Genomic DNA, 11,419 nt, shown 5'->3' on the forward strand with positions numbered 1-11,419 from the left:
CGGCTAGGCGTTCAGGCCGATCCAGCCGTGGAAGCCGACGTAAACCCCCACACCAATGATCAGTAGGCTGGACAGGTAAGGAGCGCGACGGGCCACAGCACCCAGCCAGGGCCAACGATTGGATGCCTGGCGTGCGCCGATAGCAGCGGCTGCACCAACGGTAACCAGAGTTATAGCCAGACCGATGCTGAAACACAGCACCAGGACGGCACCCAGGGTGACTTCTTTCACTTGCAGGCAGAGCAGCAGCACGGTGATCGCTGCCGGGCAGGGAATCAGTCCGCCAGTCAGACCGAACAGGATGATCTGGCCGGTGGTGACATTGCGATTGCTGAAGCGTTTACGGATGTCGTTGGCATGCGCTCGCTCATGGGCATCCTGGTAGCCCTCCAGCGACAGCTCTAGCCCCTCCAGCTCGGAATGATCATGCTCATGACGGTGGCTTTGCTCGCGGAACTCCAGGTCATAGTCGTGGGAGTGATCAGCATGGCCGAGGCTCAGGCGCGCAGTGAACTCATGGGGCTCGGGAATATCGTCCAGTGACTCTAGGTAGTCACACCGGTCGACGAAGCGAAACTGCTGGGCCAGGCCATCGGGGCGAGTCGTCAGCAAGCTTACTTCAGCAGCCGGCCAGGCATGACCACTCAAGGTCTTCAGCCGCCAGCGCGGAGGGGCGCCTTCTTCGAAGATCGACAGCTCGATACGCCCGTGCCCTGTGTCGATACGCTGCGTTTCATCGTGGTGGTGATGGTCGTGTTGATGCTCATCACCTTCCTCGAAGCGCCACATCTGCTCGCCACGCCAGGTGCGCCAGAGCATCCACAGGGCGATGGTGATAATGATTACGGCGGACGCTAGCTGGAAATAAGGCTCGGTAGTTTCGGCATCCAAATTCTGCCCCAGGTACATGCCGCCCATGGCCACCAGCCAGACTACGGCGGTGTGCGAAAGCGTTGCGGCAAGGCCTAGCAGAATGGCCTGCTTCACCGTGCCACGAATGGCCACGATAAACGCCGCCATCATGGTCTTCGAGTGCCCAGGCTCCAAGCCGTGCAAAGCACCCAGCAGAATGGCGCTGGGGAAGTACAGCCAGGCCTGCGAGCCCCCCTGTTGCAGCAATTCGGCGAAACTCGACATGGGAGGGGCCTAGAGGTACTTGGTGATTTGCTTGAAGTCTTCGAGTGAAGCGCGCTCGCCTACCGCAAGTGCTTCGACTGTATGTTCCAGACAGTGGTCGATATGGTCTTGGATAAGCACACGCTTGGCCTGGCAGACGGCTTTTTCCACGGCATGTAGCTGCTGAGCAATGTCGACGCAGGCCCGGCTGTCTTCAATCATGGTGACGATGCTGCGCAGGTGGCCCTCCGCACGCTTCAACCTTTTGATGATGTCGCCATGACTTTGGTGCTGGTGGCCGTGTTCGTGATCGCTCATGCCTTGAGTCTCGTGCGTCGATGAATTACGCTCCCATGCTATCCCCCTGGGGGGGATATGGTCAAACCGGCTACCTCTCCATAAAAGCCACTCGCTTAGGCATCGAAAGAACCACAACATGCTCAGCAATCCCATTAGCACCAAGGTGATTTTTGCCCTTGCTCTCGCCATATTGCTGGCTTGGGCCGGGCATACCTCTGCGCTGTTTATGGGATCGAGCCAGCCTTCCTTGAGTGGAAATGACAGTGCTCATTCGCATGCGCATGGTGATGAGACGCAGGCCTGTGCTGCGTACGGGGATCACTGCCACTCGCCGCTGACAGCCGACCACTTGCATGAAACACCGCATCTGACCGCGCTGCTGAGAATAAGCACGCTGCCAGAACGTGCGCAGCCGATACTCGCCCCTCGCTACTCCATTCCTCCAAGCCCGATCTTCCTGATCGAGCGGCCACCGCGCGCCACATTCGTGCTCTGACACAGGCCGCTGTGCGGCCCAAGCCCCCTTTAATTTAGGACTCAACCATGCATTCGCTATCTATGGGCGCAATGGACTCATCTGTCGTGCGTCCGAATCGCTCGTTACTACTGTTGCTGCTTTTCACGGCATTGCTGTTTCTAGGCATGCCTGAGGCGCTGGCCCACGCCGTTGCCGAGGGCGACAAGGGCTTTATTCAGGAAAGCTCCGGGGTGATGGTGCTGCCGTTTATCTACATGGGCGCTAAGCACATGATCACCGGCTACGACCACCTGCTGTTCCTCTTCGGAGTGATCTTCTTCCTCTACCGCCTGAAGGATGTTGGGCTCTACGTCACCCTGTTCGCCGTGGGCCACACAGTTACGCTGTTGTTCGGTGTGCTGGCAGAAATCAGCATCAGCTCCTATGTGATCGACGCCATCATCGGTTTCTCGGTGGTGTACAAGGCGCTGGATAACCTGGGCGCATTCCAGCGCTGGTTCGGCCATCAGCCGAACACCAAAGCGGCCACGCTGATTTTCGGCCTGCTGCATGGCTTTGGTCTGGCGACCAAGATTCAGGAATACGAGATCTCGGCAGATGGCCTGATCACCAACCTGATCGCCTTCAACGTCGGCGTCGAAATCGGCCAGCTCCTGGCCCTGAGCGCCATCCTGATTGTCATGGGCTACTGGCGACGCACCGCCAGCTTCTGGCGCCATGCATATACCGCAAACGTCGCCATGATGAGCGCCGGTTTCCTCTTGATGGGTTACCAGCTCACCGGCCTGATCGTCTCTCAGTAAGGAATTCTCAGCATGTTCAATACCAAGCTTCCGACCCAAAGCGAATTGCCTACCAGCCGCCAACTGTTGCGCTCCACTGTGATCGCCGTGGGCGTTGCCGCAGCCTTACTGGTCACTGTAGTGATGCCTTCGGAGTACGCCATCGACCCAACGGGCGTTGGCCGCTTACTCGGCCTGACCCAGATGGGCGAAATGAAGAAAACCCTGGCCGAAGAAGCGGCTGCGGATGCAGCGGTTCAACCCGCTGCGGCCCCCGTTGTGCAAGCCCCCGTGCCTGTTCGGCCGGTAGTTCAAGAGCAAGTCGCGGCAGTGCCTGTGGCTGAACCAGCCGCAGAGCCACAGCCAGCCCTGAAGTCTGACGAGATAACCGTCACCCTGAAGCCAGGTGAGGCCAGTGAAATCAAGCTGGAGATGCTGAACAAGGCCACGGTCAGCTACGAGTGGGCAACCAATGGCGTACCGGTCAACCACGACACTCATGGCGAGCCTTACAACGGCCCCAAGGGCTACTACCACAGCTACAGCAAAGCCAAGCAGATCAAGGGTGACAAAGGCGAGTTCACCGCCATTTTCGACGGCACACACGGTTGGTTCTGGCGCAACCGCAGCAACCAGGACGTGACCATCACGCTGAAGACCAAGGGCGAGTACCTGAGCGTCAAACGCGTTATCTGAGGCACATAGCCCCTGCGTCAGCCGGCACAGGGGCTTCTACTTTCATGATCGAAACAGAAAGGATTACATGATGAAAAGCACAACTACCCTGAGTCGCTCCCTGCTGTTGGTTTGTCTGCTTGGTCTGCTGTCGGCCTGTGGCGGCGGCGAGCCGGAAACCCAGTCCGAAGTCGAAAGCCACGGTCACGCTCACGACTAAGATCTGAAACGCTGTGTTGTCACGAGCGAGGAGCCTACTTGTTCGTGACAATCAGCAAATGCCTCTTCTTCTCGGCTACCGCTACATCATGCACTTTAGGTGTGACTGCTTTTGGCCGATTCTGTTGAAAAAGTAGGTTTAGCGGCAGCAAGGCGGTCGGATGTACCTGCTGTCGAAGTGGCTGCAAGCCACTTCAAGTTACCTTTCGGCGTTTCACTGAGCGTCCTTGCTCAGGTTTGAGGGTTAATTCGAGGGTTTCTGCTCGCCACAGGCGTACCTATCCCGTGAGCGGTGGCCCTTGAGGCAAAAGCTTGGCCATGCGGCGCAGGTTCTGCACCATCGCAGCCATGGTGAATTCGTCAGTGGCGCCTGTCAGGCCACGCAGTCGTAAACGGTCGAGTTTCATGATCCGTTTAAGATGGGCGAAAAGCATCTCCACCTTCTTCCGTTCGCAACGTGAGACGAGGTATTCCGGTGTCTTGGCGATGCGTCGAGCCACATCGCGGGCAGCCTCATGGATGCTGCGAACGATCTTCCGATTCGGTGTGTTGGGGCAGCATTTCGCTTTCAACGGACAGGTGACGCAGTCGGTTTGGCTGGAGCGGTAGATGATGGTGTTGGCCTTGGTTACCCGCGATCTTTTCTGGGTGAAGGCGCGCCATTCACTGCGTAGCGGTTTGCCGGTTGGGCAGCGATATTCATTGGCTTCCTGATTCCAGTGGAAGTCGTTACTGGAGAGACTGTCGTCCTTGCGCTCAGTCTTGTCCCACACCGGCACATGCGGCTCGATGTCCTTCTCTTCGACCATCCAGGCCAGCATCGGGGCAGTGCCATAGGCGGTGTCGCCGATGAGGCGTTCCGGTGTGAGGTCGAACTGCGCTTCGACACGCTCGACCATCGTCCTGGTCGAGTCGACTTCGGTGGTACGGTGCGCCGGGGTCGCTTCCACATCCATGATCACACCGTGCTCAGTGTCGATCAGGTAATTTGTGGAGTAGGCAAAGAAGGCCGGGCCGCCTGGTGCTGCTGTCCAACGGGACTGAGGATCGGTGAGCGAAATCTTCTTGGGAAGAGCCTCAGCCAACGCATCTTCATCAAGTGCTTCGAGGTACTCGCGCACGGCGCGGCTGCTGAGCTTTGGATCGCTCCAATCGACTTCATCTCCCACCACCCCACGTTGCCGGCTGGCATCCGCCTTGATGATGCTGGCGTCGACGGCGAAACCTTCGCCCTTGACTAGGCCGGCTGCCATGCAGCGCCGCAGCACTTCATTGAACAACCAGCGGAACAGATCGCTGTCACGGAAACGGCCATGGCGATTCTTCGAGAAGGTCGAGTGATTAGGTACTTCGTCTTCCAGACCCAGCCGGCAGAACCAGCGATAGGCCAGGTTCAGGTGCACCTCTTCGCACAATCGCCGCTCGGAACGAATGCCATAGCAGTAGCCGACGACCAGCATGCGCACCATCAATTCCGGGTCAATCGAGGGACGCCCGATGGGGCTATAGAAATCCGCCAGATAGGCGCGCAGATCACTGAGATCCAGGCACTGGTCGATGCTGCGCAGGAGATGTTGGGCCGGGACGTGATCTTCGAGATTGAACGAGTAGAACAGGCGCTGCTGTCCTCCCGGTAACTGTCCCATCATGCTGTTCGCCTCCACGCCCGCTGACAAAGCAATTTTGCCAACGGCATGGGGAGGTCGCTACTTTTTCAACAGAATCGGCCGATTTCTGCCTGTCGTAACTGGCAGAAATTGGCCAGTTGCAGCTTGGCAGGGATACACGCCCGCTCGCTGTAATCTGCTTCTAACAAGTCGACCTTGTTCCGCTCAGGGTCAAGGCTGCCGTCGTCATCTATCGTGCATCCTTTGCATGTTATGTTTTTCTGCGATCCGTCGGTCATCTGATGCGAAGCTGGGTCACAGCGTGAGCCAGTTCGCCCAGTTTTCGTATATTTCCGACGGTAGAACGGTCTGAAATCGAATCCCGGGTGCTCAGCGATCGGTCACCATTTGGCTCTTACAAAGAAGAGAGCCTTCGTCATGAGCAAAGAAGCACAAACGATAGTCACCCTGCTGGATCAGCAGTACGAGCAGCTGCTTACGGACGCGAGATGCTTGGTAGCAAGCTATGTGGATACGTCCATGAAGCTGTACAAAAAGACCGGGGTCAAATCTGTTGTGGCCGGCGTATCAATCAAGCAGGTGAGCCCGAATGCGTATTCGATCTACTGGTGCAAACTGGTGCCGCTGCAAGGACAAAAAAACAAATTCGCGCCCCTGACTATTGCCAAGGGGAATGGCAAACATAAATACCCGGCTTCCTCGTTTGAGTTTGTTGAATACCCATACCGTCACCTCGTTCTGCAAGTTGAGGGGCGACTTGCAGAGATTCGCCGCGTTGCGAGCGAGAATCGTCAGCTACGTCGTACGTTGGTCGCTTATGAGAAGAAGCTGTCTAGATACCAAGCGCTTAATCATGGCGACCTCTATTCGGCAGGGTAGCGGCTGAGTACCTATAAGCAGTGCCTAACAGATTTGACCCGATTGTAAATCCCGAAAGCCCCGTGCAGCTTGGTCTGGCGGGGCTTTCTCGTATCAGCAGTGAACTACGGCGAGATACATTGCTGCGCTTGATCAGGGAAGGCGACGGGTTCGAGCTATAAGCAGTGTAGGGCGCTAAATCTACTCGCCGTCAGCCAGCAGGCCCATACAGGCAGGGGCGGAGGCCGTATTTGCTATTAGCAGTGACGCTTGCGACCAAGTCAGCCGGCCAGCTTTGACCTGTATTAGTAGTGAAAGGCTTCACTTTCATAAAATAAACATTGGTAGGTGCCGTTCCTGCTGGTACCTGTGTCGCGCAGCGGGTGGTGACGGTAACGCGCTACCCCTCGCTGCCTCGCTGCTGTTCGAATGCAATGCGGTTCATTACGCAGATGGGGATGGGGTAGCCCTGGATGTGGGTCGTGAGAGCCTCGTTGCCTGCGATCACCATGATGCAGGATAGGCCTCTGCGGAAGCGCATCCCTCGTCCCGAGTAGTTGCGCGGGATGATCTCCCATGATTCGTCGTCGTAGTAACAACCAACGATTTCTGACCAGCGTAATTGGATGCCCGCGCCCATGATGCCTACTGGGGCCAGGCAGAAAATTTCTACCTGGGTTTCCTGCCCAAGAGGTACAGCGTAAATCCGACCGTTTGGTGCAATAGGTGGGAAGTACTGCCCGTTACCAAGGTGACGAAATTCCATGATGCTGCTCCGGTTAGATGAGGTCGCTAAACACTCTCCGGTAGCTTTCGGAAAACCCAAGATGAGATGCTGCCCATGAGTCCGCGCACGGGTTTTAGCGTACTCGGCAAGCTAGCTCGCCACACGGAGGGCGTGCATGTTGCAGATCTAAACGCTTCGGCGCTCCGGTCACTTTCGCTAGGGTGCGGAAATTGACAGCCCTTCCGAAGTCATCCCATGACCTCATAGGCTTGGGAAAATACTGCGTATCGCAGCGGTAGTGTGCCTTGCCGATGGATTTGGGTAAGCGCCCGCTGCCAAGGGGCAGCGGACAGTTTGTTGCAGGTATCTGGCCGTTCCGCTGAGGGCTCAATCGTCGCCGTGCTTCTTGTCCAGGTACGCTGCGACCATATAGCCAATTACACCTGCGATAGTCAGCGCACTGATGACGGCAAGCACGGCATATACAAGCAATTCAAAACGATCCATACCCTGACTCCTTTAATTCGAGCTCTGCCAAGGTTAAGGGCGTCTGATCTAATCCCAAATCTGCTGTGTGATGGCTTAGCGATTGGTACCGGCGGCTTCCTTCCTCAGGTTGGCTCGGGCACCAACGTACGCATCAGTTTCCCAGATACGCATATTCCCGAGCTCGTAGGCGACGTGATTCCGGGCCTCCAGATCCTCATCTTGGGGAGCTTTGCCCCCAAGAATCGGGGCGTGGTGACCAGACAATCGCCAGTAGAGCTCGCAGGCATATGCCGCGCGACAATCATCAATGTTTAGTCCGTGAGAAAGTAAAAGCTCTTGAGCTGCAGGTAGGTTCTTTAATTTCCATGTACACCAAGCTGCTGGTGTCGCGTGGCTGCTGCCCTGAAGCTTTTGAAATGCCGCGGCCTTCTTCAAAATTAAAATTTGCTCAGGAGCAGAGATATTAATGATCCGATGCTCATGTTTATCTTTGCTGAACACATAAAAGATGTTTTCTTCTTCGGCGTCCTTGTGAGCATCTTCTGCGTCGAAGAAAAAAGCCTCAAGCAATGACATGCCGAGGTATCGAACTGACCTGATTAATGTTGCTAGCTGCTCTGAGTGGAGAGCCTGAATATCCACCATCGCGGTTTCAAACTTAGTACGGTCAAGACTGCGCGGTACGGTAATCCGTGCATAGCTTGGAAAGCCAAGACGGCTACCGACGTTAGCCGCTGCGCCTTTCCAGTGCCCATTAGTTGCGAAGCCCATCACTACATATACAGTCTCAAGCAGGCCCGACACGCTTTGTAGTGGGAGATTTCCTTGGTATGTCTGGATATAGAGCTCTTCCCCGTACTCCCTCACCAATTTTTTATTGACGAATTCCAAGATGTCTACCTCATGAGACTCGTTGGCATAAGCACTAAACTGCGCCCATTGCTGGTCGTGGATCATGGCCTCGTGCTGACTGAGAAGCCCGCGCCGGACTGCCTCCCTGAGAATTGCCGAACCGGCCTTGGTCAAGTCCCGATCAAAATGTGCGTGGAAACTCTGCTTCATGGTCATTCCTCCATTCAGCTCAGGTGCTGAGCTGCTGAAGGAAATGTTGAGCGAGGAAAAATATTCTGGGGTTCGGTTTCGGTCGCTTTCAGCGCCTGAAATTGACGAGCGCATCCGTCCAATAAACGGTCGTTTATGGCACACCTATTCCAGATGATCTTTTGGGCTTGGGATTTACCGCTTTCCTGTCACTTTTCCCGTACCGAAATCAGTGTGAGAAAAACGTATGGGAAAGCGGATTGGGTACGCCCGAGTGTCGACTGATGATCAGAATCTCGACCTGCAGCGTGATGCACTTGCCCTGACTGGATGCAACGCAGTTTACGAGGAGACCATGAGTGGTAAGTCAGCAGATAGGCCGGAGTTGGGGCACTGTCTCAAGGCTCTGCGCAGTGGCGACACTCTGGTCGTATGGCGACTGGATCGCCTTGGCCGCTCCTTGCCTGACTTGGTTGGGATCGTCAGTCGGCTGGAGCAGGAAGGGGTGGGGTTCGAGTCGATCAACGAGCGAATCGAAACCACCAGCGCCGCCGGCAAGCTGATCTTTCATGTGTTCGCAGCCCTGGCCGAGTTCGAGCGCAACCTGATTCGAGAGCGTACCCGCGCAGGGCTGGCGGCGGCTCGCGCTCGAGGACGTAAAGGTGGTCGTAAACCTGCGCTGGAAGAGGCTCAAGTCCGCGAAATAAAGGCTTTGCTCAAAGATCCACAGATTCAGGTTGGCACCGTAGCCAAGCGATACGGGGTATCGAGAACAACGCTGTATCGATACGTCGGTAAGACCGGGCCGAGATAACTTGCACCTGGCAGCACACGAAACTGCGACCAGGGGATTATGAGCGTCCTAGAAGCGCTGTAAGCCAGTGAGCAGATACAGTGAGCTAAACGTAGCGTCGTATATGGCTTTTGGGGTGGTTGAGCAAAAACTGTACAACCTGAGCACTCTACCGTCAGTGTCCCGTGTTGTTGCCGGGAAACGGTCTTAGGTAGCTTCGGGTTTAAAAGCTTCGCCAGGCAGCTATTGAGCATCAGGGGCACGAAGGTTGACAGATACCATAATTTGCACAAAAATGCCGGTTGACAGTATCTATGTTTTGCACGCTTTTATGGAGAGGCCCATGCCCCCGATCCAACACCCGAGTGAGCTGGAACCGAAGCTGAAGCCGGAACACGTCGAGCTGATCTGCAATAACGCTCTGGATGCGGCTTACCGTGCGTTGGAAGTCACCTCTACTGATGACGATACCAACTGGACTATGGGAACACTTCCGTATGGCCGCGTCCACGGCCGGTTCAAACGCCTGCACGGCGATCCGGCCCTTCCGTGGCTGCTGCTCACTAACCGCACCATGGACTTCACTCTGAGTGTGAATGGCGTGCTGATGCAGGTGGTAATGGACGATCCCGAGGTCAGAAAGAAAGGGTATCGACTGCAATCCAACCGAGTTGAGCTTTACCAGGCTAGCCTGCTGGGGCCTGCGATCGACAAGAACATTACCTGGCGTTTGTATGTCGATACTGACGGCAACTTTGACGGGCCGACGCTGACTGCTTCGATTCTGGGCTTCGATACCAACCGGAACCTCGTATGTAAGTGGGTGCATGACTACGTGCCTCTGTTTGCTCCTCGTACCACCGAGCTTCCACAAGAGGTGGCAATCGATGATCCATTAGTCGCTCGTCGGGACAAAGATGCAGACCAGAACGCAACACGAGATGCTGATCCAGTAAATGAATGACAGAACAGGCTTTCTGCCTCTTGGCGACGAGTTTTCGCCCGACAAGCTCCGTCTCGCTAGATGCGCGGCGGGGCGTTCGCTCGCCGATATCGGAGAGCTCTTGGGCGTTACCCGGCAATACGCGCACAAGCTGGAAGTCAATGCGATTCCTTCGGGCACCCAACTCGCCCAGCTATCTGAAGCCTTGGGCGTGCGCGAGAGTTTTTTCTTCACGCCACGACGCGGTTCGGTGGAGTTGGAGCAATGCCATTTTCGAAGCGTCCGATCCTCCTCGCAGACTCTCAAAAAGACCATTGCGGCTCAGGTCGAGATGTTTGAGCTGCTGATTGACGAGTTGGATAAGGAAGTTGCCTTTCCTGCAGTGAGTTTCAGCATGCTTGAGGAGCCGGTATCCGGTATCAACAAGATCGAGCAAGTTGCTGAAAAATTTCGCCGTGAGCAAGGCCTGGGGATTGGCCCCCTGTCTAGTGTGACCAAGCTGGCCGAAAAAGTTGGTGTGCTGGTGGTGAATCTGGCCGAAGCCGATGACAAGGTCGATGCGTTCTCGCTGTCCAACAAACGACCGTTGATCGTGAGGAACACCGCAAAGGTGAATCCATGCCGGCAACGTTTCGACCTTGCTCATGAAATGGGCCATTTGGTGATGCACCAAGGCATTGAGACCGGTTGCCGCCTTACTGAGGATCAGGCTAACCAGTTTGCCAGCGCTTTGTTGATGCCCCGGGCAAGTTTCGCATCAGAGTTTCCCCCTATGCGAGGCAAGTACCTGAACTGGCCGGCACTCAAGGAAATGAAGCTTCGTTGGAAGGTAAGCTTCAAGGCGCTCATTTTCAGGGCTCACACCCTTGATCTGCTTACTGCCGAGCAAGCTAAATCGGGCTTCACGTACCTCAATCGAAAGGGTTTCACGAAGCACGAGGAGTTTGACGAGTTGATCCCTATGGAGTCGCCTATGCTGGTACAGAGGGCGATCAATCTCCTGGATTACAGTACCTGGAAGCGGGTGTTGACAGCTGCCGGGCTTACGGCAGAGATGGTGACCAGGCAGTACATGCTGGATGTACCGTCATCTCCTTTGCGACTGGTCGAGGCTAACGTAGGTTAAGTCGCGCTGAAGCTGTCCACTGCAACCCGCATGCCGGCACTCACATGGATGCCGCGTATGCCAGTCGCGGGGAAGACCTTATGGGGGAGGCGCATATGGCACTGTGGGTGCGTGGGCATTCACATACAGCCGTCGACTAAGAAGTGGCGGGCACGCGTATGGTCTGCAACCCTCGGGGATATCCGGGCGAAGAGACTGGCTTCCGCCCGGATTTGATCATCACTATTTAGCCGTTGCGCATACC

Annotated in this window: 13 protein-coding genes and 1 pseudogene; 9 read left to right on the plus strand and 5 right to left on the minus strand. The window is 55.9% G+C overall.

Annotation, left to right across the window (positions count from 1 at the left end; translation table 11 throughout):
* Nucleotides 1-3: 3 nt before the first annotated feature.
* Both C1896_04745 and C1896_04750 read right to left on the minus strand, forming a co-directional pair.
* Nucleotides 4-1,137: a nickel/cobalt efflux protein RcnA gene (locus tag C1896_04745; protein AZZ44273.1), complete on the minus strand. Its 1,134-nt coding sequence runs from the start codon at nucleotides 1,135-1,137 to the stop codon at nucleotides 4-6.
* Between the two features lie 9 nt (nucleotides 1,138-1,146).
* Nucleotides 1,147-1,434 carry a metal resistance protein gene (locus C1896_04750; GenBank protein ID AZZ44274.1) on the minus strand — a complete coding sequence of 96 codons (288 nt, stop codon included), beginning with the start codon at nucleotides 1,432-1,434 and terminating at the stop codon, nucleotides 1,147-1,149.
* A 118-nt stretch (nucleotides 1,435-1,552) separates the two neighbouring features.
* Here C1896_04750 and C1896_04755 point away from each other — a divergent pair, with 118 nt between their 5' ends.
* Genes C1896_04755 through C1896_04765 form a run of 3 tightly spaced genes read left to right on the plus strand, consistent with a single transcriptional unit; the run spans nucleotide 1,553 to nucleotide 3,372 of the window.
* The gene (locus C1896_04755; GenBank protein ID AZZ44275.1) at nucleotides 1,553-1,912 is read left to right on the plus strand and encodes a hypothetical protein; all 360 of its coding nucleotides are present in this window, start codon (nucleotides 1,553-1,555) and stop codon (nucleotides 1,910-1,912) included.
* A 47-nt stretch (nucleotides 1,913-1,959) separates the two neighbouring features.
* Nucleotides 1,960-2,697 (plus strand): hypothetical protein, encoded by a 738-nt coding sequence (locus tag C1896_04760; protein ID AZZ44276.1) that lies wholly within the window; start codon nucleotides 1,960-1,962, stop codon nucleotides 2,695-2,697.
* A gap of 12 nt (nucleotides 2,698-2,709) precedes the next feature.
* Nucleotides 2,710-3,372 carry a transmembrane anchor protein gene (locus tag C1896_04765; protein ID AZZ44277.1) on the plus strand — a complete coding sequence of 221 codons (663 nt, stop codon included), beginning with the start codon at nucleotides 2,710-2,712 and terminating at the stop codon, nucleotides 3,370-3,372.
* Between the two features lie 476 nt (nucleotides 3,373-3,848).
* Here the strand turns inward: C1896_04765 and C1896_04770 are convergent, their stop codons facing one another.
* Nucleotides 3,849-5,219: an IS1182 family transposase gene (locus C1896_04770; GenBank protein ID AZZ44278.1), complete on the minus strand. Its 1,371-nt coding sequence runs from the start codon at nucleotides 5,217-5,219 to the stop codon at nucleotides 3,849-3,851.
* On the opposite strand from C1896_04770, the gene C1896_04775 reads away from it, so the two are divergent.
* Nucleotides 5,218-5,550 carry a hypothetical protein gene (locus tag C1896_04775; GenBank protein ID AZZ44279.1) on the plus strand — a complete coding sequence of 111 codons (333 nt, stop codon included), beginning with the start codon at nucleotides 5,218-5,220 and terminating at the stop codon, nucleotides 5,548-5,550. The genes C1896_04770 and C1896_04775 overlap by 2 nt on opposite strands.
* 65 nt (nucleotides 5,551-5,615) lie before the next feature.
* Nucleotides 5,616-6,077: a hypothetical protein gene (locus C1896_04780; GenBank protein AZZ44280.1), complete on the plus strand. Its 462-nt coding sequence runs from the start codon at nucleotides 5,616-5,618 to the stop codon at nucleotides 6,075-6,077.
* A gap of 379 nt (nucleotides 6,078-6,456) precedes the next feature.
* Here C1896_04780 and C1896_04785 read toward each other — a convergent pair whose 3' ends face one another.
* The gene (locus C1896_04785; protein ID AZZ44281.1) at nucleotides 6,457-6,822 is read right to left on the minus strand and encodes a hypothetical protein; all 366 of its coding nucleotides are present in this window, start codon (nucleotides 6,820-6,822) and stop codon (nucleotides 6,457-6,459) included.
* A gap of 543 nt (nucleotides 6,823-7,365) precedes the next feature.
* Complete coding sequence (locus C1896_04790; GenBank protein ID AZZ44282.1) at nucleotides 7,366-8,334, minus strand: integrase; 969 nt, start codon at nucleotides 8,332-8,334, stop codon at nucleotides 7,366-7,368.
* Nucleotides 8,335-8,560: 226 nt separating this feature from the next.
* Here C1896_04790 and C1896_04795 point away from each other — a divergent pair, with 226 nt between their 5' ends.
* From C1896_04795 to C1896_04810, 4 genes and pseudogenes are all read left to right on the plus strand, one after another.
* On the plus strand, nucleotides 8,561-9,127 hold the full coding sequence (locus C1896_04795; GenBank protein ID AZZ44283.1) for a recombinase family protein: 567 nt from the start codon (nucleotides 8,561-8,563) through the stop codon (nucleotides 9,125-9,127).
* 322 nt (nucleotides 9,128-9,449) lie between these two features.
* Complete coding sequence (locus tag C1896_04800; protein AZZ44284.1) at nucleotides 9,450-10,070, plus strand: hypothetical protein; 621 nt, start codon at nucleotides 9,450-9,452, stop codon at nucleotides 10,068-10,070.
* Nucleotides 10,063-11,175, plus strand: coding sequence for an ImmA/IrrE family metallo-endopeptidase (locus C1896_04805; protein ID AZZ44285.1), 1,113 nt, complete (start codon nucleotides 10,063-10,065; stop codon nucleotides 11,173-11,175). The genes C1896_04800 and C1896_04805 overlap by 8 nt, the downstream gene beginning before the upstream one ends.
* A gap of 23 nt (nucleotides 11,176-11,198) precedes the next feature.
* Nucleotides 11,199-11,405: pseudogene (locus tag C1896_04810) on the plus strand (serine/threonine protein phosphatase).
* Nucleotides 11,406-11,419 lie beyond the last annotated feature (14 nt).

This window comes from Pseudomonadaceae bacterium SI-3, assembly GCA_004010935.1.
Taxonomy (GTDB): Bacteria; Pseudomonadota; Gammaproteobacteria; order Pseudomonadales; family Pseudomonadaceae; genus Stutzerimonas.

What these genes read in the sequence shown, in the direction of transcription:
- C1896_04745 (AZZ44273.1), bottom strand. Translation starts at nt 1,137, where the DNA reads ATGTCGAGTTTCGCCGAATTGCTGCAACAGGGGGGCTCGCAGGCCTGG.
- C1896_04750 (AZZ44274.1), bottom strand. Translation starts at nt 1,434, where the DNA reads ATGAGCGATCACGAACACGGCCACCAGCACCAAAGTCATGGCGACATC.
- C1896_04755 (AZZ44275.1), top strand. Translation starts at nt 1,553, where the DNA reads ATGCTCAGCAATCCCATTAGCACCAAGGTGATTTTTGCCCTTGCTCTC.
- C1896_04760 (AZZ44276.1), top strand. Translation starts at nt 1,960, where the DNA reads ATGCATTCGCTATCTATGGGCGCAATGGACTCATCTGTCGTGCGTCCG.
- C1896_04765 (AZZ44277.1), top strand. Translation starts at nt 2,710, where the DNA reads ATGTTCAATACCAAGCTTCCGACCCAAAGCGAATTGCCTACCAGCCGC.
- C1896_04775 (AZZ44279.1), top strand. Translation starts at nt 5,218, where the DNA reads ATGCTGTTCGCCTCCACGCCCGCTGACAAAGCAATTTTGCCAACGGCA.
- C1896_04770 (AZZ44278.1), bottom strand. Translation starts at nt 5,219, where the DNA reads ATGATGGGACAGTTACCGGGAGGACAGCAGCGCCTGTTCTACTCGTTC.
- C1896_04780 (AZZ44280.1), top strand. Translation starts at nt 5,616, where the DNA reads ATGAGCAAAGAAGCACAAACGATAGTCACCCTGCTGGATCAGCAGTAC.
- C1896_04785 (AZZ44281.1), bottom strand. Translation starts at nt 6,822, where the DNA reads ATGGAATTTCGTCACCTTGGTAACGGGCAGTACTTCCCACCTATTGCA.
- C1896_04790 (AZZ44282.1), bottom strand. Translation starts at nt 8,334, where the DNA reads ATGAAGCAGAGTTTCCACGCACATTTTGATCGGGACTTGACCAAGGCC.
- C1896_04795 (AZZ44283.1), top strand. Translation starts at nt 8,561, where the DNA reads ATGGGAAAGCGGATTGGGTACGCCCGAGTGTCGACTGATGATCAGAAT.
- C1896_04800 (AZZ44284.1), top strand. Translation starts at nt 9,450, where the DNA reads ATGCCCCCGATCCAACACCCGAGTGAGCTGGAACCGAAGCTGAAGCCG.
- C1896_04805 (AZZ44285.1), top strand. Translation starts at nt 10,063, where the DNA reads ATGAATGACAGAACAGGCTTTCTGCCTCTTGGCGACGAGTTTTCGCCC.